General features: G+C 57.5%; 20 protein-coding genes. 6 read left to right on the plus strand and 14 right to left on the minus strand.

Annotated features, from left to right (window positions below; genetic code table 11):
• Positions 1 to 3: 3 nt before the first annotated feature.
• Entirely contained in the window at positions 4 to 3,339 is a 3,336-nt protein-coding gene (mscM, locus tag B4M48_RS17835) for a miniconductance mechanosensitive channel MscM (protein ID WP_071669169.1), read from the plus strand.
• A gap of 47 nt (positions 3,340 to 3,386) precedes the next feature.
• On the opposite strand, the gene mdh is transcribed toward mscM, so the two are convergent.
• On the minus strand, positions 3,387 to 4,325 hold the full coding sequence (gene mdh / locus B4M48_RS17840; RefSeq protein WP_039380662.1) for a malate dehydrogenase: 939 nt from the start codon (positions 4,323 to 4,325) through the stop codon (positions 3,387 to 3,389).
• A gap of 419 nt (positions 4,326 to 4,744) precedes the next feature.
• Between mdh and argR the strand changes: the two genes are divergently transcribed.
• The 3 genes from argR to yhcN (B4M48_RS17855) all read left to right on the plus strand — a co-directional run bounded on the left by argR (position 4,745) and on the right by yhcN (B4M48_RS17855) (position 6,303).
• The gene (gene argR / locus B4M48_RS17845; protein WP_039380667.1) at positions 4,745 to 5,215 is read left to right on the plus strand and encodes a transcriptional regulator ArgR; all 471 of its coding nucleotides are present in this window, start codon (positions 4,745 to 4,747) and stop codon (positions 5,213 to 5,215) included.
• A gap of 464 nt (positions 5,216 to 5,679) precedes the next feature.
• The gene (gene yhcN, locus B4M48_RS17850) at positions 5,680 to 5,943 is read left to right on the plus strand and encodes a peroxide/acid stress response protein YhcN (protein WP_039380669.1); all 264 of its coding nucleotides are present in this window, start codon (positions 5,680 to 5,682) and stop codon (positions 5,941 to 5,943) included.
• Positions 5,944 to 6,036: 93 nt separating this feature from the next.
• The gene (yhcN, locus tag B4M48_RS17855; protein ID WP_039380672.1) at positions 6,037 to 6,303 is read left to right on the plus strand and encodes a peroxide/acid stress response protein YhcN; all 267 of its coding nucleotides are present in this window, start codon (positions 6,037 to 6,039) and stop codon (positions 6,301 to 6,303) included.
• 60 nt (positions 6,304 to 6,363) lie between these two features.
• Here yhcN (B4M48_RS17855) and B4M48_RS17860 read toward each other — a convergent pair whose 3' ends face one another.
• The 13 genes from B4M48_RS17860 to csrD form a co-directional block, all read right to left on the minus strand.
• The gene (locus tag B4M48_RS17860; protein WP_039380676.1) at positions 6,364 to 6,633 is read right to left on the minus strand and encodes a barstar family protein; all 270 of its coding nucleotides are present in this window, start codon (positions 6,631 to 6,633) and stop codon (positions 6,364 to 6,366) included.
• 14 nt (positions 6,634 to 6,647) lie between these two features.
• Positions 6,648 to 8,102, minus strand: a complete 1,455-nt coding sequence (locus B4M48_RS17865; protein ID WP_082032643.1) for an NAD-dependent succinate-semialdehyde dehydrogenase — start codon at positions 8,100 to 8,102, stop codon at positions 6,648 to 6,650.
• 105 nt (positions 8,103 to 8,207) lie between these two features.
• On the minus strand, positions 8,208 to 10,160 hold the full coding sequence (gene aaeB / locus B4M48_RS17870) for a p-hydroxybenzoic acid efflux pump subunit AaeB (protein ID WP_094111847.1): 1,953 nt from the start codon (positions 10,158 to 10,160) through the stop codon (positions 8,208 to 8,210).
• 11 nt (positions 10,161 to 10,171) lie between these two features.
• Positions 10,172 to 11,101: a p-hydroxybenzoic acid efflux pump subunit AaeA gene (aaeA, locus tag B4M48_RS17875; protein ID WP_039380683.1), complete on the minus strand. Its 930-nt coding sequence runs from the start codon at positions 11,099 to 11,101 to the stop codon at positions 10,172 to 10,174.
• An 8-nt stretch (positions 11,102 to 11,109) separates the two neighbouring features.
• Positions 11,110 to 11,313, minus strand: a complete 204-nt coding sequence (aaeX, locus tag B4M48_RS17880) for a p-hydroxybenzoic acid efflux pump operon protein AaeX (protein ID WP_065648072.1) — start codon at positions 11,311 to 11,313, stop codon at positions 11,110 to 11,112.
• Between the two features lie 377 nt (positions 11,314 to 11,690).
• Entirely contained in the window at positions 11,691 to 13,136 is a 1,446-nt protein-coding gene (tldD, locus tag B4M48_RS17885) for a metalloprotease TldD (RefSeq protein ID WP_039380688.1), read from the minus strand.
• Between the two features lie 64 nt (positions 13,137 to 13,200).
• Positions 13,201 to 16,995: an AsmA2 domain-containing protein YhdP gene (gene yhdP, locus B4M48_RS17890; RefSeq protein WP_288657514.1), complete on the minus strand. Its 3,795-nt coding sequence runs from the start codon at positions 16,993 to 16,995 to the stop codon at positions 13,201 to 13,203.
• A 47-nt stretch (positions 16,996 to 17,042) separates the two neighbouring features.
• Entirely contained in the window at positions 17,043 to 18,512 is a 1,470-nt protein-coding gene (rng, locus tag B4M48_RS17895; protein ID WP_071669165.1) for a ribonuclease G, read from the minus strand.
• Positions 18,502 to 19,095 carry a Maf family protein gene (locus tag B4M48_RS17900; protein WP_288657516.1) on the minus strand — a complete coding sequence of 198 codons (594 nt, stop codon included), beginning with the start codon at positions 19,093 to 19,095 and terminating at the stop codon, positions 18,502 to 18,504. The genes rng and B4M48_RS17900 overlap by 11 nt, the downstream gene beginning before the upstream one ends.
• 8 nt (positions 19,096 to 19,103) lie before the next feature.
• Positions 19,104 to 19,592, minus strand: coding sequence for a rod shape-determining protein MreD (mreD, locus tag B4M48_RS17905; RefSeq protein WP_039380697.1), 489 nt, complete (start codon positions 19,590 to 19,592; stop codon positions 19,104 to 19,106).
• Positions 19,589 to 20,623, minus strand: coding sequence for a rod shape-determining protein MreC (mreC, locus tag B4M48_RS17910; protein WP_039380699.1), 1,035 nt, complete (start codon positions 20,621 to 20,623; stop codon positions 19,589 to 19,591). Before mreC ends, mreD begins: the two co-directional genes overlap by 4 nt.
• Positions 20,624 to 20,835: 212 nt before the next feature.
• Positions 20,836 to 21,879 carry a rod shape-determining protein MreB gene (gene mreB, locus B4M48_RS17915; RefSeq protein WP_003855260.1) on the minus strand — a complete coding sequence of 348 codons (1,044 nt, stop codon included), beginning with the start codon at positions 21,877 to 21,879 and terminating at the stop codon, positions 20,836 to 20,838.
• A 309-nt stretch (positions 21,880 to 22,188) separates the two neighbouring features.
• A complete protein-coding gene (csrD, locus tag B4M48_RS17920) occupies positions 22,189 to 24,135 on the minus strand; it encodes an RNase E specificity factor CsrD (RefSeq protein WP_071669164.1) in 1,947 nt (648 codons plus the stop codon).
• 297 nt (positions 24,136 to 24,432) lie between these two features.
• On the opposite strand from csrD, the gene msrP reads away from it, so the two are divergent.
• Both msrP and msrQ read left to right on the plus strand, forming a co-directional pair.
• Positions 24,433 to 25,437, plus strand: coding sequence for a protein-methionine-sulfoxide reductase catalytic subunit MsrP (gene msrP / locus B4M48_RS17925; RefSeq protein WP_286877019.1), 1,005 nt, complete (start codon positions 24,433 to 24,435; stop codon positions 25,435 to 25,437).
• On the plus strand, positions 25,438 to 26,040 hold the full coding sequence (gene msrQ, locus B4M48_RS17930) for a protein-methionine-sulfoxide reductase heme-binding subunit MsrQ (protein ID WP_288657519.1): 603 nt from the start codon (positions 25,438 to 25,440) through the stop codon (positions 26,038 to 26,040).
• The last annotated feature ends 32 nt before the right edge of the window (positions 26,041 to 26,072 follow it).

A 26,072-nucleotide genomic window follows, 5' to 3' on the forward strand; every position in this document is an offset into this window, starting at 1 on the left:
CCCGTGCGCGCTTTCCTTGTTCTACTGCTGAGCCTCGTGCTCAGCAGCCCTCTCTGTGCCGCCTCCCTCCCCTCCACTACGCAGCTGCAGCAGGAGCTGGATGAGGCGAAATCCGCTAAAAACAGTCCTGCACAAACCGAACAGGTGCAGGCGCTGGAAGCGGCCATCAATTTTCTCTCTGAACGCAGCGACTCGCTGGAGCGGGCGAAGCAGTATCAGCAGGTGATCGACGATTTTCCCCGGCTGGCACGCGAACTGCGCCAGCAGATCGCCACGCTGAACGAGACCAGCAAACCCGTACGCAGCAACATGAGCAATGCGGAACTGGATCAGGAAATACTCCAGGTCAGCAGCCAGCTGCTGGAAGAGGGACGGCAGGCGCAGCAGGAGCAGGACCGCGCACGTGAAATCAGCGACTCGCTGGCGCAGCTGCCGCAGCAGCAGACTGATGCGCGCCGTGCCATGACGGAGAATGAGCGTCGCGCGCAGGGCATTTCAAACAACGCGTCACCCCTTGCCCAGGCGCAGGTGTATGCCCGTCAGGCGGAAAGCGCAGCGAGCAAAGCCCGGGTGGATGAGCTGGAGCTGGCGCAGCTTTCAGCCAATAACCGTCAGGAGCTGGCCCGCATGCGGGCAGAAGTGCATCAGCGGAAAGCCACGCAGCTGGATAACTATCTGCAGGCGCTGCGCAGCCAGCTGAACAATCAGCGTCAGCGCGAGGCGGAACTGGCGCTGGAGCGCACGGAGCAGCTGGCGGAAAACAGCGGCGATCTGCCGCCCACCATTAGCGAGCAGCTGCGTATTAATCGTCAGCTCTCTGCCGATCTGAATCAGCAGGCGCAGCGTATGGATCTGGTCGCCTCGCAGCAGCGTCTGGCAACTAATCAGACGCTGCAGGTGCGCCAGGCGCTGAGCACGCTGCGCGAGCAGTCACAGTGGCTGGGCGCCTCTAATTTGCTGGGTGAAGCGCTGCGCGCGCAGGTAGCCCGTCTGCCCGATATGCCAAAAGCACAGCAGATCGATAGCGAAATGGGCGAGCTGCGGGTACAGCGGCTGCACTATGAGTCACTGCTCGAGCGTCAGCAGACATTGCGTAAAGAGAAGCAGGAAGATGGCACGCCTTATACCAGCGAACAGAGCCGGATCCTGGACGCGCAGCTGCGCACCCAGCGTGAACTGCTTAATTCGCTGATCTCCGGCTGCGATACGCTGATTCTGGAGATCACTAAGCTGCGGGTGTCAAACACGCAGCTGCAGGATGCGCTCAGCGAAGTTAAAGAGGCGACGCATCGTTACCTCTTCTGGACGGCAGATGTCAGTCCGGTGGGCCTGAAGTATCCCCTTGAGGTAGCAAGCGCCCTCACCCGCCTGCTGTCGCTGGATACGCTGGGTCAGATGGGCAAAGCGCTGGCCATGATGTTTACCAGTCGCGAAACGGTGCTGCCGATTATGGGTGCCGTGCTGCTGGTGGGTTTCAGCATCAGCTCACGCCGCCACTACAACGCGTTTATGGCGCGCGCCGCCAGCCGCGTGGGCAAAGTGACACAGGATCGCTTCAGTTTGACGCTGCGGACGGTATTCTGGTCCATTCTGGTGGCGCTGCCGCTGCCGGTGCTCTGGGCGGCACTGGGGTATGGCCTGCAGCATGCGTGGCCCTATCCGTTTGCCGTGGCGATAGGGGATGGCATTACCGCCACGCTGCCTCTGCTGTGGGCGTTTATGATTAGCGCCGCCTTTGCCCGTCACGACGGCCTGTTTGTCGTGCATTTTCGCTGGCCGCAGACGCGGGTGGCGCGCGCCATGCGCTACTATTCGCTGACGGTTGGGCTGATTGTACCGCTGATCATGCTGCTGATCGCCTTTGGCAATCTGGAAGATCCGCAGTTTTCCGCGACGCTGGGACGACTCTGTTTTGTGCTGATTTGCGGTGCACTGAGCATTGTCACGGTCAGCCTGAAGCGCGCCGGTATTCCGCTTTATCTTGATAAAGAGGGCAGCGGTGATAATTTTGTCAATCGCATCCTGTGGAACCTGATGATCGCCATTCCGCTGGTGGCCGCTTTTGCATCCTGCATCGGCTATCTGGCAACCGCCCAGGCGCTGCTGGCTCGCCTGGAAACCTCAGTCTGTATCTGGTTCTTCCTGCTGGTGATTTATCACATTATTCGCCGCTGGATGCTGATTCAGCGCCGACGCATTGCGTTCGATCGCGCCCGCCAGCGTCGCGCTGATATGCTGGCCAATCGCGCCCGCAGTGAAGAAGAAAAAGAGCAGCAGAGCGCCACCAATACTGACACCATTGAAATTGATGAGCCGGTGATTGACCTCGATGCCATCAGTGCGCAGTCGCTGCGGCTGGTGCGCTCTATCCTGACGCTGATTGCACTGGTATCGGTGATCCTGCTCTGGTCGGAAATCCACTCCGCGTTTAGCTTCCTCGATAACATTCCGCTCTGGGATGCCAGTACCACGGTTCAGGGCGTTGAGAGTGTGCAGCCTATCACGCTGGGTGCGGTGCTTATCGCCATTCTGGTGCTGATCATCACCACGCAGCTGGTCCGCAATATGCCTGCGCTGCTGGAGCTGGCGCTGCTGCAGCATCTCAGCCTCGCGCCGGGTACCGGCTACGCCATTACGACGCTGACCAAATATGCGCTGATGCTGATGGGGGGCCTGATAGGCTTCTCAATGATTGGCGTGGAGTGGTCAAAGCTGCAGTGGCTGGTCGCTGCACTGGGTCTTGGGCTCGGATTTGGCCTGCAGGAGATTTTTGCCAACTTTATCTCCGGCCTGATTATCCTGTTTGAAAAACCGATCCGCATCGGCGATACCGTCACTATTCGCGATCTTACCGGCAGCATTACGCGTATTAACACCCGCGCGACCACCATTACCGACTGGGACCGGAAAGAGATTATCGTGCCCAATAAAGCGTTTATTACCGAGCAGTTCGTGAACTGGTCTTTGTCAGATTCCGTTACGCGTGTGGTGCTGACGATTCCGGCGCCGGCGCGCGTAAACAGTGAAGAAGCCACTACCATACTGAAACAGGCGGCCGAGCGCTGCACCTATGTGCTGGATATGCCGCCGCCGGAAGTTTACCTGGTGGACCTGCAGCAGGGTATTCAGCTGTTTGAGCTGCGCGTGCATGCGGCAGAGATGGGCCATCGCATGCCGCTGCGGCATGAGCTGCATCAGCTCATTCTGCGGGGCTTCGCGGAGCACAATATTGAGATGCCTTTCCCGCCCTTCCAGGTGCGTATGGAAACGCTGGGACGCAAAACGCCTGCCGGCAATGGCACGGCGGCGACGCAGACCTTCAAATCTGGCGGACTGTAACAAAAACGCCCGGCTTCAGCCGGGCGTTTCACACTGCGTAACAGGAGTTACTGCTTCACAAACTCTTCACCCTGCGCAATATCTTTTTTCAGCGTCTCCAGCATGCCGTTCAGCGCCTGCTGTTCAAATTCGCTCAGCGTGCCCAGCGGGCGACGTTCGGCAATCCCGTTTTTCCCCAGCAGCAGCGGCTGAGAAAAGAAGCGCGCATATTCACCATCGCCTTCGACATAGGCGCATTCAACTACATTGGCCTCACCCTGCAGCGCACGGATCAGCGACAGACCAAAGCGTGCGGCGGCCTGCCCCATTGAGAGAGTCGCCGATCCGCCACCCGCTTTGGCTTCTACCACTTCGGTGCCGGCGTTCTGAATACGCTTTGTAAGATCGGCGATCTCCTGCTCGCTGAAGCTGACGCCCGGCACCTGCGACAGCAGCGGCAGAATGGTCACGCCAGAGTGGCCGCCCACGACCGGCACCTCTACTTCTCCTGGCTGTTTACCCTTGAGCGCAGCGACAAAGGTATTAGCACGAATGACATCCAGCGTGGAGACGCCAAACAGCCGGTTTTTATCGTAAACGCCGGCTTTTTTCAGCACCTCTGCGGCGATCGCCACGGTGGTATTAACCGGATTAGTAATGACGCCAATCAGCGCTTTAGGTGCCGTGCTGGCTACCTGCGCGATCAGGTTACGGACAATGCCCGCGTTAACGTTAAACAAATCCGCGCGATCCATGCCGGGCTTACGCGCTACCCCGGCAGAAATCAGGACCACGTCGGCCCCCTTCAGCGCAGGGGTGGCATCTTCACCGCTAAAACCTTCAACCGTCACAGCGGTAGGGATATGGCTGAGATCGACCGCCACGCCAGGCGTGACCGGTGCAATATCATAGAGAGAGAGGGCGGAACCCGCGGGTAACTGCGTTTTGAGCAGCAGAGCCAGCGCCTGGCCAATACCGCCAGCGGCTCCGAGAACGGCAACTTTCATCCTGAACTCCTTATTAAGATGGGGCAAAGATATGCCAGAAATCCATCAGCTTACGAGTTTAGTCAACATCTCAGGCGATAGCGACATAGCCGTTGCGCACAGGCAGCCTGCTGCTATCTGCTTCCGATACCGCTCTGTTTCAGAAGCGCCTGAATGATCTTATCGCAGCCAGCAGAGATATACGGCTTTGATCGTCGATCTGGTTGTTACCACGTCAATAATATAACAACTTTGCAACCTCTGCTTTGCGCGTCAGCGCGCGATTTTGGTGCGTAGCCAGTTTCTGCTAGAATGCCCGTCCCGCGCGGACGTATGGCGAAAGTCGCTGCTGACGCATTGCATAAAAATTCATCTAAATGCATAATAATTTATCAGCTGCAGGCTTGTTGCCTGCTGCGCCTCTCATTCATTGGTAGCTTATGCGTAATCCTTCAAAACAAGACGACCTTATCAAGGCATTTAAAGCCTTGCTTAAAGAAGAAAAATTCAGCTCTCAGGGCGAAATCGTGCAGGCGCTGCAGGAAGATGGCTTTGAAAATATCAATCAGTCAAAAGTCTCCCGCATGCTGACAAAGTTTGGCGCGGTGCGCACGCGCAACGCGAAAATGGAGATGGTTTACTGCCTGCCCGCTGAACTGGGCGTCCCTACCGCTACCAGCCCGCTGAAAAACCTGGTGCTGGATATCGATTACAATGAAGCGCTGGTCGTGATTCATACCAGCCCGGGCGCCGCGCAGCTGATTGCCCGCCTGCTCGATTCTCTCGGCAAAGCAGAAGGAATTCTGGGTACTATCGCCGGCGATGACACCATTTTCATCACCCCGGCGCGTGCTTTTACCGTTAAGCAGCTCTATGACGCGGTACTGGTGCTGTTTGAGCAGGAGCTGTAACACTTCTTTGCCGGTGGCCAGTCTGCCGGCACCTTCTGGCGTTCAGATACCTGATGTCCTCTGTTACTTCGCCCCGCCTTTATCGCTAAAGGTTATCAGGCTGGCTGATATAGGTCAGACCTTTAAGCTCCTGTTACTCTCAGCCATATATTCTCCTGCCTGTAACCGCTCTTTCGCCCGTTTTAACTAATTTTCTCGCCAGCGTGCAGCGGCATTGACCATAAACTTTGGCACGAAAAGTTAATTTGACGCAGATCACTGTTTTTGCGAAAAAAAGCGCTTAACGGATGAAAAATAGCCGATTTTAATAACTTAACGTTATAAAAAGGTGGCATAAGGATAAAGTATAACAACGAAACATTATTAGCGAAGTATTAATTTCCCGCGTGATTAGATCTATACTTCTTTTCGTGACGCAAATCACACTAACTAAAAAGATAAAAATCACAGACGAGGAAAATACCATGAACGTTAAAGCGGCTATCGCCACCCTAAGCATTCTTTCTGCACTCTCATTTGGCGCTTCTGCAGCAGATTCTATTTCTGCCGATCAGGCAGCGAACCTGCAGTCTGCCGGCACCATCAGCGTCAGCGGCGTGGGCGGCTCGCCAATGGATATCCACCAGCAGCTGAATGCGAAAGCCGATGCGCAGGGCGCAAAAGCGTATCGTGTTATCGAGGCTTATAACGACAACACATACCACGCTACAGCTGAACTCTATAAATAACTGTCAACCGGCGTGATACAACGCCGATGCTAATCGACGACCCGCTTACTCTGGTGTAGCTGCAGGTTGTTGATGCTAACGAGGAGATACATCATGAAAATCAAAACAACTCTTGCAACGGCTGGCCTGCTCTCTCTGTTTGCCTTTGGCGCCTCTGCGGCTCAACTGGTTACCAGTGAATCAGCACAAAATCTGCAGCCTGCTGGCAGCACCATCTCAATCAGCGGTACCGGCGGTTCACCAATGGATTATCGCGAACAGCTTTCTCAGAAAGCTGATGCGCAGGGCGCCAGTGCTTACCGCGTCATCGAAGCGCGTACCGGCGACAGCTATCATGTGACCGCCGAACTCTATAAGTAATTCCTCGTCACCCCTGACGAACCCTTTGGCCCCGCTTTGCGGGGCCCTTTTTGGGTTGTATTACTGAGCGGTAAAGCGGAGCTGGCCCTCCAGCTCCTCTTTTGCCTTTTCAAATAGCAGGATCAGTGCGCTATACCGGCGTTTCTGCCCTCTCCCCAGATTAACGAAGACAATTTCCAGCGGCAGCGGAAGCTGTTCACCGGTCATCACCCGCCAGAGATCGTCCGGATCGCGAATAGCGGCCTCGTTCAGCATAAAACGCTCGCCAAACTGACTGTAGAAGTGGGCCTGATCGACGATTTCATCAAAATCGAAACGCTCGGTTCGCATGCTGTATCCTCCTGCTAAGAGAGACCGCCCAGATGCAGCGCTTTGACTTCCAGGTACTCTTCAATACCCAGCACTGAGCCTTCGCGTCCCAGACCTGATTCTTTAATCCCGCCAAACGGCGCCACCTCAGTAGAGACCGCGCACTCATTAATACCGATCATCCCCGCTTCCAGCGCGGCAGCGACGCGGAACACCCGCTGCAGATTCTGCGTATAGAAGTAGGCAGCCAGACCATATTCGGTATCATTCGCCCGCCCGATTACCTCCTCTTCACTGCTGAAGCGGAAGCAGGCCGCAACCGGACCAAATGTCTCCTCCTGCGCCAGCATCATGCTCTCCTGCGCCCCGGCAATAACCGTGGGCTGCCAGAAATTGCCGCCCAGCGCATGCCGTTCGCCACCGGTGACAATTCGGCCACCTTTACGCACCGCATCCTGCACATGCTCTTCAACTTTTTCCAGCGCGGAGGCAGCGATCAGCGGCCCGACGATTACGCCTTCATCCATACCGTTCCCGACTTTGAGCTGATTAACCGCTTCTGCCAGCTGCGTAACAAAGCGATCGTAAATCTGCTCATGGATATAAAAACGATTCACGCTCACGCAGACCTGACCGGCATTGCGGAATTTATTGGCAATCGCACCCTGTACCGCAGCGTCAATATCCGCATCTTCAAAGACGATATATGGCGCGTTGCCGCCCAGCTCCATGGAGACCTTTTTCATCGTCTCAGCCGCATTGCGCATCAGCGTTTTGCCCACGGCAGTGGAACCGGTAAACGAGATTTTGCGCACTGCGCGTGAGGCCATGATAGCGTCGCTGATCGCCTGAGTATCGCCCGCGACGGCATTGAGCACGCCGTCCGGCACGCCAGCCTGCTGCGCCAGGGCTATCAGGGCAAACGCGCTGAGCGGTGTATTGTTCGCCGGTTTAATAATCCCGGTGCAGCCTGCGGCCAGCGCCGGCCCAAGCTTACGGGTCAGCATCGCCATCGGGAAATTCCAGGGGGTAATCGCCGCGACCACGCCAACCGGTTCACGCGTGGCCAGAATACGCGAGCCGGGTTTAGCGGGCGGAATAATCTCGCCGTTAGCGCGCTTTGCCTCTTCTGCAAACCACTGAATAAAGCTCGCGGCATACTCTACTTCGCCTTCCGCCTCTTTGACCGGCTTACCCTGCTCGGCGGTCATCAGCTCTGCAAGCCAGCGTTTGTTTTCCACGATCAGCTGATACCAGCGCATCAGGATCCCGGATCGCTCTTTGGCCGTTTTATCCCGCCAGCCGGGGAAAGCGCGCTGCGCGGCAGCGATCGCCTGTTCGGTTTCCGCTTTACCCGCTTTGGCGACGCGGGCAATCACCTCGCCGGTCGCCGGATTGGTTACGTCAAACGTCGCGGAGGCGGCATGCCATTGACCCGCAGCGAAGAAGCCGGTTTTGAAGAGTTCATGTTGCTGCAAAGAAGCGGACATCGATATTCTCCTGTCAGTATGCATCCGTCAGGAAAGTATAGATGGCAACGCGCAGCCGATTTGTGTCAGCGTGGCATAAACCCGCCGCCGCCCGGGGCGGCAGGCTTAAATCTGGATGAGGGTGTTCTGATATTTGTCCAGCATCTGCGTCAGGCGGGCGACCGGCTCCGTGACGCTGGCAGGGGCACTATAATGCGCCAGCTTCTCCTGATAGCCAGCCAGCTCCTGCAACAGCGTTTTGAACGCGTCGCGTCGCTTATCATCGCTGCTGGCTGAGATAACCCGGTCCGCGGTGTGTCGCAGCTGCCGGTGATAAGCGGAGAGCTCCGCATTGACCGGCACTTCTGCATTACGCAGCCGCTGATGACCAATAATCAGCGTCAGGGCGATACGGTATTTATCGATATCGCCCGGAAACAGATTGAGCAGCAGAAAAAGCTGCTGATAAAGCGCCGGCAGATGGTTTTCCCGGCGCCGGGCCTGATTCGTCGTCAGCGCTGCAACAGCAGCATACATCAGGCGATTCAGCAGTTTGCGGCCGGTACGCGCTTTGGATTTATCGCGAATCAGCAAAATCACCATCATGGCGACAAAGCTGCCGATCCACTGCCCCAGCGCGTTATCCAGAAACACGTTGAATTCAAACTTCATCGGGTTATCCAGCACCAGCACATTGATTGTGCCGATCAGCGCGCCCAGCGTGCCAATCTGCCGCCGCTGCACAAAGATACCGCCGACAAAGCCGAGCAGGCCGATGGCGATGCAAAGCAGCAGCGCACTCTGCTGCGTGGCAGGCAGAACCCAGGTGAAGTAGAACAACCCGAGCGGCACGGCGACCGCCATACCGTAAAAGAAATCTTTGGCCATCATCAGCGGATTGGGCATGCGCATCGCCAGTGCGGTGATCACCCCCAGCATGACCATGCAGCCGCTGCCGGAGGTCCAGCCGGTATAGAGCCAGAACAGGGCCCCCAGCGCGGTGGCGACAAAGGTGCGAATACCGTTGATCATCGCATGGTGAGTTTCAGCCGAACGGGCCTGAACGATAATCTCCCGCTGCAGGATGTTCTCTTCAAGGGCGCTGATACGGCTGTTGCATTTAATCCCTTTGATCAGCAGCAGATATTCAGTCGCTGCTCCGGTCCAGCTCGCCAGCGTGACCGGAACCGTTTTGCTGCTGTCGCTGATAACGCGACGCAGCACTTTCATGCGCTTATGCACCTCACCGGCGCTGTTTGCCTCTTTTTCCAGCAGCAGCCGGAACTGCGGCGGAATATAGTCGGGCCGGGAGTTCTGGATAAGAAACGTCTCAGCGGCCTGCGTAATCAGCGTCAGCGACAGCGTATTAAGCATCTTCAGCCGGCGACTGCTGTTCTGCCAGCGAGACGACTCCATCATCAGCTGGCTGCGCATGCCGTTCAGGGCAGTGGTGCGGCGTACCAGCGCGCTCCAGGCTTTGTCCACCTCATCTTTATCTTCATGCGCAACGCAGAGCTGCAGCAGTTTATAATGCGCCACCAGCAGCGCATCCACTTCGGCATCGATGACTTTTTTAATGGAACGCGGTGAAAACAGCATATCTGCCAGAATCGCACAGAGGATCCCGAGCACAATTTCGCTGCAGCGCTCAACGGCAAACTGGGGGGCGAGCGTCAGCCCGCCGGTTGCGTCAGCGGTTACAACGATAATCAGCGCCGTGTAGCCTGCCAGCCCAAGCGCATAGGAGTTTTCGACTTTGATCAGCGAAGAGAGCCAGACGCAGAAACCGGCCCACATGCAGCACAGCAGCAACATCACGACCGGCGCACGCACGGTGGTGATCATGATAGTCAGCGCAGCGATACAGCCGATAAAGGTGCCGATAATGCGCAACACGCCGCGATAGCGCAGCGCGCCGGAGTAGGGATCGCCGCCGGCCGCAAAGGCGGTACCGCCAGCGACAATACCGGCCGTCATCACCGCCCAGCGCGGCGTTTCCAGATGAAAGTGAAAGCCAATCATCAGCGCGGCCACCAGCGCAAACGTCAGCTTGATCGGGAAACGCAAAAACTCAATCATCACGCCCCCGCTTAACCAAACTCACGCAGGCGATTGAAGAATTGCGCCAGCGGCGAGGCGTTGGTCTGCCGATCCTGCTCACCGGTGATCACCACGGTCGCGGTTGTGCCTGCCGGGAAGCGGTTGCCAGGCTGGGCATCAAGACGGATACGCACCGGCACGCGCTGCGCCAGGCGCACCCACTCCAGATTAGAGTCCACCGTTGCCATACCTTTATTATCAATGCTGCTGCTGCTGTTGGTCACCCCGGCAGCCACGCTGTCCACCGTGCCGCGTAACACGGTATTGCTGCCCAGCGGCGTGACTTCAGCGCGAAAGCCCGGACGCACGCCGCTGAGTTTGGTCTCTTCCATATAAGCCAGCACGTAGAAAGAGTGCTGCTGTACCAGCGCGACCGCCACGGAGCCGCGCGTAATGAACTCACCCTCATAGACATTGAGGTTGGTCACCCAGCCATCAGAGGGGGCTTTGATCGTGGTACGGTCGAGATCGATAACCGCCAGATCGCGGGTAGCGATCGATTTCGCCAGCTGATGTTCACTGGTCTGCAGATCGCTGTTAGCCTGTTCAATCGCCTCACGCGACATCGCGCTGGTACCGAGCTGATTACGGCGTCCCGCCTCGCGGCGTTTTTCACTCACCAGCGCCTGATAGTAGTCCACGTCTGCCTGCGCCTGCGCCAGCGCTTTCTGATAGCGCGGCCGGTCGACGATAAACAGCGTATCGCCCTTTTTCACCAGCTGGTTATCATGTACCGGCACGTCGGTGATCAGACCGGTGACATCAGGTGCGATAGCCACCACATCCGCAGAGAATTTAGCATCGCGTGTCCACGGGGATTCGGTGTAGAACACCCAGGCGCGGAAGACAATCACGACGGCGATGATAACCAGCAGGAGCGTAATCGCGTAACGCGCGATTTTTCTTATGAGCGCTTTCACTTAAAACCTCAGATGAATAGACGGGATACAAGATAAAACACACAGCAATACAGGGCCGTGTTAAACAGGGCCGGATGCCAGACCAGATCGTAGATCCCGCTTGGCGTCAGCACACGTTTCACCAGCCAGAACAGCGCCAGCGAAACCAGTAGTTCAATGAAGATGGGCGGGAAAGATAGCCCGAATACGACAAATACCGGAAGCACACTCATTTCGGTTCCTTAGTTCGACCTTGCCGGGATCGCACCGCTTTTACCCCCACGCTGTGCCGCACCGGGAATGGTTAAGCAGGCAGCAGAAAAATGGCAGTAACCTTCAGGCCGCCCTGCGCTAATCATAGCGTATCATCAGCCTGTCTGGTCCGTAACGGAATGCAGTGCATAAACCCAGCGCGCGTATAATAACGTTCCTGACTATATGTTTTCTACAAATCGTGACATAAATCACTTTTTAATCCGAATAAATAATCGCACGACTTAGCGCGATGTCTGTTTTTGCCAAAGTGGCTGAATCGGAGGCATTTATAGCTGACGCAGCCACAAAAAAGGCTGCCCGTAGGCAGCCCTTATAGTGACAGAGGTTCAGCACCTCAGGCGGTGCCGCCTACGGTGATTTTGTCCAGCTTCAGCGTCGGCTGGCCCACGCCAACCGGGACGCTCTGTCCCTCTTTACCGCATACGCCGACGCCTTTATCCAGCGCCAGATCGTTACCGACCATTGAGATTTGCTGCATCGCTTCAATGCCGGAACCAATCAGCGTAGCGCCTTTGACCGGCCGGGTAACTTTACCCTTCTCAATCAGATACGCCTCTGAGGTAGAGAAGACAAATTTGCCCGAGGTGATATCGACCTGACCACCGCCGAAGTTAGGCGCATAGAGGCCATATTCCACGCTTTCGATGATCTCCTGCGGCGTGGACTTGCCCGCCAGCATGTAGGTATTAGTCATGCGCGGCATCGGCAGATGCGCATACGATTCGCGCCGGCCGTTACCGGTTGGCGGCACACCCATCAGGCGGGCGTTAAGCTTATCCTGGATATAGCCCTTCAGGACGCCATTTTCGATCAGCATATTGTACTGACCCGGAACGCCCTCATCATCCACCGCCAGCGAGCCACGCAGCCCCTCCAGCGTGCCATCATCCACCACGGTGCAGAGTTCCGAAGCAACCAGCTGCCCCATCTTGCCGCTGAATACCGACGTTTCACGACGGTTAAAGTCGCCCTCAAGGCCATGTCCTACCGCTTCGTGCAGCAGCACACCCGGCCAGCCAGCGCCCAGCACGACCGGCAGCGCGCCAGCTGGGGCTGCAACTGCAGAGAGGTTAACCAGCGCCATACGCACCGCTTCGCGCGCCCAGGCGTCAGCCCGGACGTCACCGCTCTCATCGGCGAGGAAAAATTCATAGCCGGTACGCGCGCCGCCGCCGCTTGAGCCGCGCTCGCGCTTGCCCTGATCTTCCACCTGCACGCTGATTGACAGACGCACCAGCGGACGAATATCGGCCGCCAGCGTCCCATCGGTTGCCGCAACCAGCACCTGTTCATAAACGCCGCTCAGGCTGGCATTGACCTCCTGTACGCGCGGGTCGGCCGCGCGCGCCACGCGGTCCACGCGATGCAGCAGGGCGATTTTATCTTCGCGCGTCAGGCTGTCGAGCGGGTTAACCGGCGCATAGAGCGAACGTTGCATTACTGCCTGCAGCGTATGTGCGGTGCCATTGCCCTGCTCGCGTACGATACTGCGCGCGGCTTCCGAAGACTGCCGTAGCGCATTCAGGGTGATCTGGTCTGCATAAGCGAAGCCGGTTTTTTCACCGCTTACGGCACGTACGCCAACGCCCTGATCGATATGGTAGGAGCCATCTTTAATAATTTTATCTTCCAGCACCCAGGATTCATGGAAGCTGGACTGAAAATAGAGATCGGCATAATCCAGACGACGTTCTGAAAGCTGCCCTAACAGGGAATGGAGGTCCTGCTGATTAATGCTGTTCGCAGCTAGTAACTGCTCACTTACCAGATTCAGAGTCATCGTTTCTCACTCATTATGTGCTCAGATAGTCATAGCCTGCGGCAATTCCCCGACGGCGTCAAATTCACTTGCTGCCGGCGTCGCGCGCTTTGCGCAGCACTTCACTGATTTCCGGTTTATCCAGCGGGCCACTGATGTGATAGCGCAGCAGGGAAATCTTGTTCCAGAGCGGTCCCAGTACCTTGCTGGCGGCAAAAACGGCGGCCCCAACCACCGGATTGATTGCAAACGCCGTTGCCACACCGACCGACGCGGAGATCTCCGGCGCCACAACCGCTTCCATATCAATTTTTCGCTGTACCAGATCGATACGGCCCTGCATCGCGATATCCGCCTCCAGCCCATCTACCAGCAGGTTATCAGTGCGCATAACGCCGTTTTCGATCCAGGCGGTGCCGTTGATTGAATCAAAATAGAAGCCATCGCTGAAGGTATCGCTGAAATCCAGACGCAGCTTGCGCAGCAGCGCATCAAAACTTACCAGACGCAGCAGCTGTCCTGCCCGTCCGGTATTAACGTCGGCAATCTCTCCTTTGCCAAAGTGCGTTTTCAGCGTGCCGCTCAGCGACGCCTCAGCAGGCTGCCAAGGCGCGGCGCGCCAGTGCAGGTCATAATCCACGTTAAACGGCGCATCGCGCAGCGGCGTGTTCATACCGAACCAGTTAGTGGCGTCATTGATATTGCTGCCGCTCAGGCGTCCCTTCAGCGAGGTGCGCGGATTGCCCGGCGAGTTAACCCATTCGCCACTGATGCTGAGCCGGGCGCTGCCGCTGTCCACAATTCCGTTAGTGAGTGCTAACGTCTCTCCGCGCGGCGTCAGCGTCGCAGCCATCTGTCCGAACTTCTGTCCGCGCAGCCAGCACTCATCGCAGTTAAGCTGCAGCGCAGGCCACTGGCTGAAATCGATCCCGCTGTCGCCGCTGAACGGTGATGACGCCTGTTTGCTGCTGGTCTCTTTCCATTGCGGGTTGTAATAAAGGTAGTTCAGATTGATGCGCCACGGTGCACGCTGCGCTGTTGTCAGCGTGCCGCGCGCTTCACGACTCTCCAGCTTCAGCTGCGCATCACCGCCCGCGCCCTGCAGCAGAGTGGCGCTGAGATCGTGCCACTGCTGCCCGCCCAGCGTCAGGGCTGGCGTATGCAGCGTGACATCGCCCGGCAGGCCGACCCCACCCACCTGCGTGGCGCCCTCTCCGCTGCCGCCCGCTCCGGCCAGTACACCGAGCCAGACTTCCCCATCCAGCGGCGGCAGGTTTAATACCATACCGCGCTGCGCCGGGAGCGCAGGCGTTGCCGTGGTCTGGTTCTGCCAGATGCCGCGTTCGACGCGCAGCTGCGGCTCCAGCAGCCAGCGGCTGTTAAAGCGGTGCATCTCGCCTACGCTGCCGCTGAGCATAAAGCCGTTCAGATCGCCTTTAGCCTTAACCGTTACCGGCAGCGCCTCACCGGCAGATTTGGTCAGCGGCGCAGGTAAGTGACTGCTTACTGCTTTGCCATCGCCTCTGAGATCGACGCTGTAGTTCGCACCTCCGCTATGCGGCAGCGTAATAGCCACATCGCCCTGCCAGGCGAGTGAACCGCTGAGCTGACGCGCTACCGCCGCTGGCATCACGCTGAGACGCGCGGGCTGCCAGTCGCCCAGCAGGTGGACGTTAACGCCAAAATCCTGCGGATTCTCCTGCGTGCTGAAGGTCACGCCCAGCGGCTGACCAAACCAGTTTGCCTGCATCTCTTCGCTTTCAAGGTTGCCGTTGTTATAGCGGAAACGCCCTGTCAGCTGCGTCAGCGTGCTCTTCAGCGGTTTAATATGCAGCGTGTTGTTATTCATCACCACGTTGCCGCTGGCGTGTACCTGTTCGCCATCCAGCGGGATCTCCAGGTTGAGCGTGCTTTTGACGTTGCCCCCAACCTGCAGCTGCTGCAGCGCCGCGCCGAGCGACGATTTCAGCGGCGTCTCATTAAAGTAGGCGCCGATATCCGCCCCCTGCCCGCTCAGATCGCCGGCGATCAGCAGTTTCTCTTTAAGATAATCCGGAATAACGGCCGTGACGTTACGCGCTTCGACCTTGCCCAGGCGCGCGTTATCGGCGCGCATCCACAGGCCGTCATTCACAAAATCGAGATCGATATCCAGATCCTGCAGGGCCGGCCAGCCCGGCTGAAAGCGAAACGCGGCATTGCGCAGCGGCACTTTAACTTCAAACATGCCGTCGTTATGCTTAAACGGGAACAGGCGCGGATCGCCGGCGAACAGCAGCGTGGCGTTATCGGTCTCCCCGCCTTTTATCGCTTCGCTCAGGTAGTGCGTCAGGTTATGCCCCATCAGCGGTTCCGGCAGATAGCGCCAGGCATCACCCGCGTCGGTTACGCGGATGCCGGCCAGAATATCGAGCCGTGGTGCAGCGTCACTGTTTTGCTGATAGCGGAAATCTCCGCGCGCCCAGAGCGACCGCGCCTGCACATCCAGCTGATGTCCGGCCAGCGTCAGGCCGTGACGGTCGCGCAGCCAGCTCAGCTGGCCACTCAGCTGATGAATATCCAGCGGCGCCTGGAACATATCACCATAGGGCACTTCAGCCTGCCCCATGCTGAGATAAACCTGACCATTGCTGACGCTGCCGCTGGCGCGCCCGCTGAGATTGCTGATGCCCGGCAGCAGCTTCCAGTTATGCCATGCCAGATCGCGCCACGTCGCCTGCAGTCGCGTCTGTTCCGGCTGCGCCAGTGGAATATCCAGTGCCAGCGTATCGATATAACCGCGCGGCTGCAGCGCACGCCAGGTATCCAGCAGCGTCGGCGAGAGCGGGCCAATCAGCGGCACCAGCGGCGCAAACCGCTGCAGGTCCAGCCGGGTAGCGCGCACGCGGATCTCCGCTGCCGCTTTATCTTCAGGCTGCCACAGCAGCGCAATCCGGCCGGGCGCCCAGGCCACGCCATCGGTGCTGAGCCGGGTCTGCGGTATATTCAGGCTCCAGCCGTCGCGGAAGCGCGCCAGGTGTGCGGTCAGTCCGTCAATCTGCAGCTGATGGTCGCGCTGCTCGCCGCGCCAGCGCGCCCCACCCTGTTTGATCAGCACATCGCCCGCATAGAGTTCGCCATCGCGCAGGCTGGCCCACGCCGCCAGGCTGATACGCGCGCTCTCCAGACTGGTGTTATCACGCAGCCAGCGGCCAATCCAGGGACGCACATCCACATCGTCTGCCTGCATCCAGATGCGACCGTCGTTCAGCAGGCCACGGGTATCCTTTAAATCCAGCCTGACCTGCACCACGCCATGCTGGCCGGTAAAGCTGCTGAGGCTGACCTCGCCTTCAGCGCGATGCCGGCTGGCTTCATTCAGCCAGGTAAGGCGCGGTATCGCCAGCTCGGCATGCTGGCCTGAAGGCGTCAGAAAGCGGATAGTGCTGTCGCGCAAATCGAAGTGATCGAACTGGCGCAGGAAGAGGTCGTTAATCTGAGCAGGCTTGATGCTGGTGGTATCGCTGTCGCGGGTAAACAGCGGCCGCTCCGTCGCCAGACGCAGCTGCCAGAAGGTGAGATCGCGGAACTGCCAGCGCCAGTGCAGCAGCGACTGCCAGACATCCAGCGCAAGAGTGACGCGGCCAATGTGCAGTTCGCCATCCTGCTTCATATCAATGCGCAGATCGCGTACCTGCAGCGTCGGGCCAAAATTCTGCCACGTTCCCTGCAGTTCGCTGGCGTCTGCGTTGACGCCGCTGATGCGTGAAACCGTCTGCAGAATGTCGCTGCGATAGCTGTTGAGATGCGGCATCACCAGACGCAGCCCGCTCACCAGCAGCGCCACAATGACAATCACTGTGGCGATCAGCAGTAACAAAATCCCTGGCAACCGCCTCACACATCTCTCCTTGCTGGTCACTGGATAATAACGTCTGGCCGCAGGCCTTACATCATGACGACGTCAAACTGCTCCTGAGTATAGAGCGGTTCAACCTGAACTTTGACCTGTTTGCCGACAAAGATTTCGACTTCGGCCAGCGCATGCGACTCATCTGTTTTCAGCGCCTCGCCTACCGCCGGCGAGACGTAAACCAGAAAGCGGTCGGAGTCATAGGCGTGATGCACGCGTACAATTTCACGCATGATTTCATAGCAGACGGTCTCTACGGTTTTCAGCGAGCCGCGTCCTTTACACACCGGGCAGTCGGCACAGAGCACATGCTCAATGCTTTCACGCGTTCTTTTACGGGTCATCTCCACCAGGCCCAGCGCTGAAAAGCCATGGATCCCGGTTTTGACCCGATCTTTACTCAGCGCACTCTCCAGCGAATGCAGCACGCGACGGCGGTGATCGTCATTACTCATGTCGATAAAGTCGATAATGATAATACCGCCGAGGTTACGTAACCGCAGCTGACGGGCAATAGCCTGCGTCGCTTCGATATTCGTATTAAATATGGTTTCATCCAGGTTACGGTGGCCAACAAACGCTCCGGTGTTGATATCTACCGTGGTCATCGCCTCCGTCTGATCGATAATCAGGTAGCCACCCGATTTAAGCTCGACCTTGCGCTCCAGCGAACGCTGAATCTCATTTTCTACATCATAGAGATCGAAAATAGGCTGCTTGCCGCTGTAATGCTCTATTTTGCCCGCCATTTCAGGAATATATTCGCTGGTAAATTCCACCAGCAGATCGCAGGTCAGACGCGAATCGACGCGAATGCGATCCAGCGCGGCGCCGGCAAAATCGCGCAGCACACGCTGCGCCAGCGCCAGTTCGCCATAGAGCAGGCAGCGCGTCTGGTTACGCTTTTTGCGCTCGCTGACTTTGGTCCACAGGCGTTTGAGAAACGCCGCATCCTGCGCCAGCTCTTCTGCGCCGATGCCTTCCGCAGCGGTACGAATAATAAAACCGCCCAGATCGTCACAGTAGGCAGCCACCACCGCTTTCAGCCGTTCGCGCTCCGCCTCACTTTCAATACGCTGTGAAACACCCACGTGTGATGCGCCGGGCATAAAAACCAGATAGCGGGACGGCAGCGTGATATCGGTGGTCAGGCGTGCGCCCTTGGTGCCGAGCGGATCTTTCACTACCTGCACCATCAGATCCTGCCCCTGGCGTACCAGCTCGGCGATGTCGCGTACAACAAAATTTTTCTTTTCATCGCCGGCAACACACTCGGTGTGCGGCATGATGTCGGAGGCGTGCAGAAAGGCGGCTTTATCCATGCCAATATCGACAAAGGCGGCCTGCATACCCGGCAGCACGCGGCTGACCCGGCCTTTGTAGATGTTGCCAACAATGCCGCGTCGCGCTTCGCGCTCAATATGAATTTCCTGCAAAATGCCGCCATCAATATAGGCAACGCGCGTTTCCGAAGGTGTCACATTTACCAGCAGTTCAGCCGTCATTCTGTCCCCTTAATGCACGCAGCGACTGAAAATGGCTCAGCAGCTCTGTGGTTTCCACCAGCGGTAGTCCCACTACGGCGTAGTAGCTGCCATTAATCGTGCGCACGAAATTACCGCCCAGACCCTGAATGCCATAGGCGCCCGCCTTATCCATCGGTTCGCCACTGGCGATATAGTGCGCGATTTCATCAGCGGTCAAGTTGCGGAAGGTCACATCGGTAAGCACCAGGCAATCCAGCAGCGTCTCGCTGTCAGCCAGCGCTATCGCGGTCATCACCTGATGCGTCTGTCCGGAGAGCCTTGCCAGCATCTCTGCGGCGTGTTCTGCATCACGCGGTTTTTCCAGTACGTCACCATTCAGCACCACAATCGTGTCCGCGCCCAGTACCGGCAGATCCCGGGGCGCCATAGCGACACCGGCGCGGGCTTTATCCGCCGCCAGTCGGCGAACGTAATGTTCAGCCGCTTCGTCGGGCTGACGCTGCTCTTCGGTATGGGTTAACAGACGCTCAAACTGCAGCCCAAGCTGCGTAAGCAGCTCGCGCCGGCGGGGCGAGCCGGAAGCCAGATACAGGGTAATCATTGTGTTCCTTACTGAACGGCAAACTGCCGGCGGATCTTTCTCATCAATAAGAATAGCCAGGGCCAGAGGATGCCGTCGACCACGCTACTCCAGAAAATTTCTGGCCGGAATGAGACGTCTATGACCAGGAATTCAGCCCAAAAAACAATGACATCTACTGCCAGTGAAAGAACCATAACCATTAACGCCTGCTGCCACAATGCGAGGTTGCGGAACAGCTGGAATTTAAAGGCGACCAGGTAGGCGATGATACTGAAGGCCAGCGCGCGTACGCCCAGCGTGGAGCCGGCAATCAGATCCATAACGGCACCGAGAAAGAATCCGGTGCCGACGTTGACCCGATGCGGCAGCGCCAGCACCCAGTAGATCAGAATAAGCAGCAGCCACGACGGCCGGAACATATAGAACTGCTCCGGCCACGGCATGATTTGCAGAATTAATGCCAGCAGAAAAGAGAGCCAGATTACCCACCGTCCCTGACTGCGATATCGGCTCAAGGCTGGCCCCCACGCGTGTTCGCCGGCGTGCTCTGCGCACTCCCGCTGGCCGCAGAAGATGGCGGTCCCATCTGCTGACTCTGCTGCATCCCCGCGGGCGCTGGCGGCCCCATTTCACCCGCCGGTGGCAGCACCTGAGGCATCATCTGCATCAGACGCTCGTTCGCTACGCGATGTACCTCATCCGGTGCCATCGGCATATCGCCATTTTTATCTGCTCCCCACAGCAGCAGCAGGTAGCGCAGACGCTGCAGCCCGGCAGTCGGACGCGCCTGAATGACCGTATAGGCTCGCTGGGTATCTACCTTGACTGACGACACGACGCCGACCGGATAACCTTCCGGGAACCGGCCGCCGAGGCCGGATGTCACCAGCACGTCGCCGACGCGAATATCAGTATTGCCTGGCAGATGCTCCAGCTGCAGATCTTCGCTGCAGCCGTTACCGGCAGCAATAACGCGAATATCGTTACGCAGCACCTGAATCGGCAGCGCGTGAGAGGCGTCGCAGATCAGCAGCACGCGGCTGGTCAGCTGGCCAACGGCCACCACCTGCCCGACAACGCCTTTATCGCTGATCACCGGCTGACCTTCGTAAACGCCGTTTACGCTGCCCTTATCGATCACCACCTGATCGGTATAAGGATCGGTGCCGGTTGAGATCACCTGCGTCACCATTTTGTGCTCATCCTGACGCAGCGGCGATCCAAGCAGCTCGCGCAGGCGGGCATTTTCCTGCTTATATTGCCCCAGCATCAGCAGATCGCTGTTTTTCAGGAAAAGCTCGCGGCGCAGCGCTTTGTTCTCCAGCTCCAGCTGCTGACGGGATGCCAGCGTATCCGACACGCCGTCAAGCAGCTGTCGCGGGCCGTTGGCCAGAAAATAAAATGGGCTGACTGACGTGTCCAGATAGTTGCGGATCCGGGAGAAAGTACTTACGCGGCTGTCGGCGATGATAATCGCAATTGCCACGATAACGGCCAGAAAGAGACGCAACTGCAGGGAAGGCCCCCTGCTAAAAATCGGCTTCATAAATTCTGCGAATTCCTCGACATCAGGGAAGAAGCACCAGTCCGCAGACCCGCGCCTCCAGGGCTGGACGCACTATGCCGTCATACGCAGCCGCGCCATTTACCCATGCCTGAACCGCCGCTGCATAATACAACGCTGCGTGCGGTTCAGTTTATGATGAGTATTGTCGCGATTCCCTGCGCAATATGACCATGGTCGCAGCCAGTGAGGAATTACTCCTCGCTGAACAGATCGCCACCATGCATGTCGATCATCTCCAGCGCTTTACCGCCGCCACGCGCTACGCAGGTCAGCGGATCTTCCGCTACCACGACCGGAATACCTGTCTCTTCCATCAGCAGGCGATCCAGATTACGCAGCAGTGCGCCACCGCCGGTCAGCACCATGCCACGCTCTGAAATATCAGAAGCGAGCTCTGGCGGACACTGCTCCAGCGCAACCATAACTGCGCTGACGATGCCGGTCAGCGGCTCCTGCAGCGCTTCAAGAATTTCATTTGAGTTCAGCGTAAAGCCACGCGGCACGCCTTCTGCAAGGTTACGGCCGCGCACTTCGATTTCGCGCACTTCGTCGCCCGGATAGGCTGAACCGATTTCATGCTTGATACGTTCTGCGGTGGCTTCACCAATCAATGAACCGTAATTGCGGCGCACGTAATTGATGATAGCTTCATCAAAGCGATCGCCACCGATACGTACAGAAGAGGAGTAGACCACGCCGTTCAGGGAGATCACGGCGACTTCAGTCGTACCGCCACCGATATCCACGACCATAGAACCGGTTGCTTCAGAGACCGGCAGGCCGGCACCGATAGCCGCAGCCATCGGCTCTTCAATCAGGAATACTTCGCGTGCCCCTGCGCCCTGCGCAGATTCACGGATAGCGCGACGCTCAACCTGGGTCGCGCCGACCGGTACACACACCAGTACGCGCGGACTCGGGCGCATAAAGCTGTTGCTGTGTACCTGCTTAATAAAGTGCTGGAGCATTTTTTCAGTCACGAAGAAGTCGGCAATCACGCCATCTTTCATCGGACGAATAGCGGCAATGTTGCCCGGCGTACGGCCAAGCATCTGCTTTGCGTCATGACCAACAGCCGCTACGCTCTTTGGGGAGCCGGCGCGGTCCTGACGGATAGCAACCACTGAAGGCTCGTTAAGCACGATGCCCTGTCCTTTTACATAAATCAGGGTATTCGCAGTACCCAGGTCAATGGACAAGTCATTGGAAAACATGCCGCGAAATTTTTTAAACATACTAAGGGATAATCCTGCAAGCTGGGGGCGGAAAATAAAATCCGCTTACTTTACCAACCACACGAAGCCGCTACAAGGCGCAAAAACGTTCGGCTAAGGTGAAAAAATAGACCATATAATTTTTCCGGCCGGTACTGTTCGCTACTGGCAGCGCCAGATAGCGCTAAACGGCCCTCTTTAACGCAAATTGCCCGGACCTGCGGCGGGGTTATCGACATAAAATTTAACATTTCATGCCTCTGGCTCTGCCCGCTCCCGCTGGTTAACGCCAGAAAAACATCGATTGCCAGGACAAACCCTGCCAGCGCATCAAATGCGGTAACGTTGCGAGTGTTTTTTAACGTTACTGTTAACCGGTAAGGAAGGCGCAAACAGATCGCCCTGCCCGCCCGCTACCCCAAGTGCAGTCAGGGTTTGCCATTCAGCCCGGGTACGCACGCCAGCAGCAAAAACATAGCTGGAGGTGGATTTACACACCTCCAGCAGGCTTTGCACAAAAAGCTGATTCTCTGTGCGGCGGTCAATATTCCGTACCAGCCCCGGATCCAGCTTAATCACATCAACAGGAAGCTGGCGGATATAGGCGCTGCTGACCACCGTCATTCCCGCCTGATCGACTGCGATACGGCAGCCAAACGTGGTGAGCATGTGAAAGACCGGCAGCAAACGATTGATGTGTTGACACACATCCGCCTCGGCAAGTTCAAATAAAAATCGCCGGCGCTGGGATTTATTACACTGCAGCAGCAATTTTTGCAGCCAGCGCTGGAACGGGCGCTGCAGCAGTGAATCGATACTTACCGGCAGCGCCAGCGTCTCATCCGGCCACACTTCGGTCAGCGCGGCGATGCGCGTCACCAGCTGGCGATCCCAGCTGTCGGTCAGCCCCAGCTGCATGACCAGCGGCATAAACTCGGCGGCAACCACTTCTTTATCACCATCAAATATGCGCGCCAGCATCTCACGGTGGTGCACTTTACCATCCAGCAGTACCGCAGGCTTTTGATAAAGACGGGGACCCCCGCGATTGAGCGTATTCTCCAGCAGCGTACGCCAGCGCACGCTGCCGCGGCCCATCTCCAGCGGATTACCCTCGCCCACTGACCAGGTGTTGCCTCCCTGCAGCACGGCGCGCCGCGTGGCCAGCTCTACGCTCTCCATCACCTGCAGTACGCTCTGTCCGCTGCACCAGGCGTTAATGCCGATATGGATTAAATCATCACGATCCACTCTGCGCATCGGCGGCAGCGAGTCCACCGCATTGATAAGCTGCTCGGCGATGCTGTTCGCCTCTTTCAGCGTCCGGTGCGGCAGCAACACGGCAAAATCGCTGCGAAAATAGCGTGCCAGCAGCGCCCCCGGATAGCGCAGCACAAACGTAGAAAACATATTGATGATATCAAACAGGTACTCTTCGGCCAGCGTCGGACCAATTATCTCATGCAGATTGTCGAAGTCAGGCAGGCGGATCATCATTACCACGCCATGCGTACCGACATCCTCCTGATCTTCCAGCAGCGTCGCCAGCTGGTTATCAAAAAAGAGGCGATTATTGAGACCCGTGCGCGCATCCTGAGCCGCAAATGTGCGGATCAGCGTATCGATTCGCAGACGCTGTTCTCCCGCCTCCTGCAGATCGCTGAGCAGCGTATCCAGCGCGCGGCTGGCTTTAGCCGGCCATTCAGTGGTGCCCGGGATGCGGGCGATTCGCTCGCCGGCAATAATGCGTTCCGCGCGCGCCTCCAGCCGATCCATATTGCGCCAGCGACGATTAAGCCAGTGGTGCGTCATCGCCAGCAGCGCTGCCATAATGGCAACCACGCTCAGCAGCACCACCAGCGTATAGGCGCCGGTAAAGGAGCGGAACCATGTTTTTGCCGGATCGAGAACCACGACGCGCAGCTGCATCTCGGGCGCGTGCACCAGGGGCAGCTCAAACTGGATAAACCGGTTAGGTTCATCTTCCAGCATCGGATTCTCATGGCGGGTAAGACGGAATACTTCGCCTTCGTCGTTAAGCAGCGTGACCTGCTCAGCGTTGATCACCGGCATCAGCCGCGTCAGCCACTGTTCAACCTCCTGCGGCGACTGAGTCATCAGCGCTTTGTCGACTTCGGTCGCCAGCGTATCGATACGGCTCTCGACGCGCTCCTGCGACAGCCAGATAAAACTAAAAGCGCAGCCTACCAGCATCAGTAACATTGCCAGTAAGCTTAATAATGTAATAAATGCAGAAAACTTCGTTGTTGATCGCATCCCTGTGCCTGTACCACTGCGGTTATAAACGGGCAGCCAGCCTGTGCGTCATTCAGCTGACGCAATCCTGAGCAAAGTACCATAAATAGCTGTCTGAATCAGCGCCAATGCTCCGGCAAGCACGCTGTCGCGCGAGTATAACGGTAAAGTCACGGCGCCTGACTGCCGGGCGGGCTTTTTCGTCCTATTCTCAACAGAGGCTGTCTGCCAGGAAATTTCATATTTTCCCCGGCAAAGTGGCATCGCCGATGGGGTTTACGCATCTTAATGATTACTGCTTATCTGCCGGAGAACACCATGAAGTTCAAGCACACTCTCACTGAAGCTGATGTTACCCCGGAAAACATCTTTGCGCTGCGCCGGCGTCAGGTGCTGAAGGCGCTGGGGATTGGCGCTGCCGCTGCGACGCTGCCGGGTAGCGCGCGGGCGGACATTCTGAGCTGGTTTAAAGGAAACGATCGTCCGCCGGCACCGGCAGGACGCGATTTAACGTTCACCAAACCCGCACAGTGGCAGGCGGATTTACCCCTGACGCCTTATGATAAGGTTGCTGGCTACAACAACTTTTATGAGTTTGGCCTGGATAAGGCCGATCCCGCGGCCAACGCCGGCTCACTAAAGACTGAACCCTGGCAGCTGCGTATTGAAGGCGAAGTGGCCAAGCCCATAACGCTGGATATGGATGACATTTTTAAACGCTTTGCCATGGAGCAGCGTATCTACCGTATGCGCTGCGTCGAAGCCTGGTCAATGATCGTGCCCTGGGTGGGCTTTGAACTCAGTAAACTGCTGAAGCTGGCTGAACCCACCAGCAACGCACGCTATGTGGCGTTTCAGACGCTCTACGACCCTGAGCAGATGCCAGGTCAGAAAGATCGCTTTATTGGCGGCGGACTCGACTATCCCTATGTTGAAGGATTGCGGCTGGATGAAGCGATGCATCCGCTGACGCTGCTCAGCACCGGTGTCTATGGCAAAGCGCTGCCGCCGCAGAATGGTGCCCCGATACGCCTGACGGTGCCGTGGAAATATGGTTTCAAAGGCATTAAATCGATTGTGAAAATCACGCTGACCGCTGAACAGCCGCCGACCACCTGGAGCCAGATTGCCGCCAGCGAATATGGGTTTTACGCCAATGTGAATCCGCATGTTGATCATCCGCGCTGGTCACAGGCGACAGAGCGTTTTATCGGCGCGGGCGGCCTGCTCAACGTAGAGCGGCAGCCTACGCTGCTGTTTAACGGTTATGCACGTGAGGTTGCGTCACTCTATCGCGGGCTCGATCTGCGGGAGAATTTTTAAATGCGACTGACCCTGAGACAGGTTACCTGGCTTAAAGTGGTGCTGCACCTGGCCGCCCTGCTGCCGCTGGTCTATCTGATGTTTTCGGCTGATCAGGGCTGGCTGAGCGCCGATCCGGCCAAAGATATTCAGCACGTTACCGGCAGAATGGCGCTGAAGCTGTTGCTGGCAACGCTGCTGGTCAGCCCGCTGACGCGCTACCTGAAACAGCCACTGCTGATCCGCACCCGGCGCATGCTGGGACTCTGGTGCTTTGCCTGGGCCACGCTACATCTGATCAGCTACTGGCTGCTGGAGCTGGGCTTTACGCATCTGCGTCTGCTCGGCAGTGAAATTTTCGCCCGCCCCTATCTGCTGCTGGGTATGATCAGCTGGGTAGTGCTGTGTGCGCTGGCAATAACCTCGTTTCAGCGCGCGCAGCGCAAGCTGGGCAGACGCTGGCAAACGCTGCATAACGCTATCTATCTGGTAGCGATCCTCGTTCCCATTCACTATCTCTGGTCAGTCAAAGTCCTGTCACCACAGCCGTGGCTCTATGCGCTGGCAGCCGCGCTGCTGCTGGCGTGGCGCTATAAAAAGTTACGCAAAAGCTTCAGCCGCTGATTTTCCTGAGGTTGTTTTCTCCCCCCGCTTTC

The organism is Pantoea sp. UBA6567 (assembly GCF_002434165.1).
GTDB lineage: Bacteria > Pseudomonadota > Gammaproteobacteria > Enterobacterales > Enterobacteriaceae > Pantoea > Pantoea eucrina.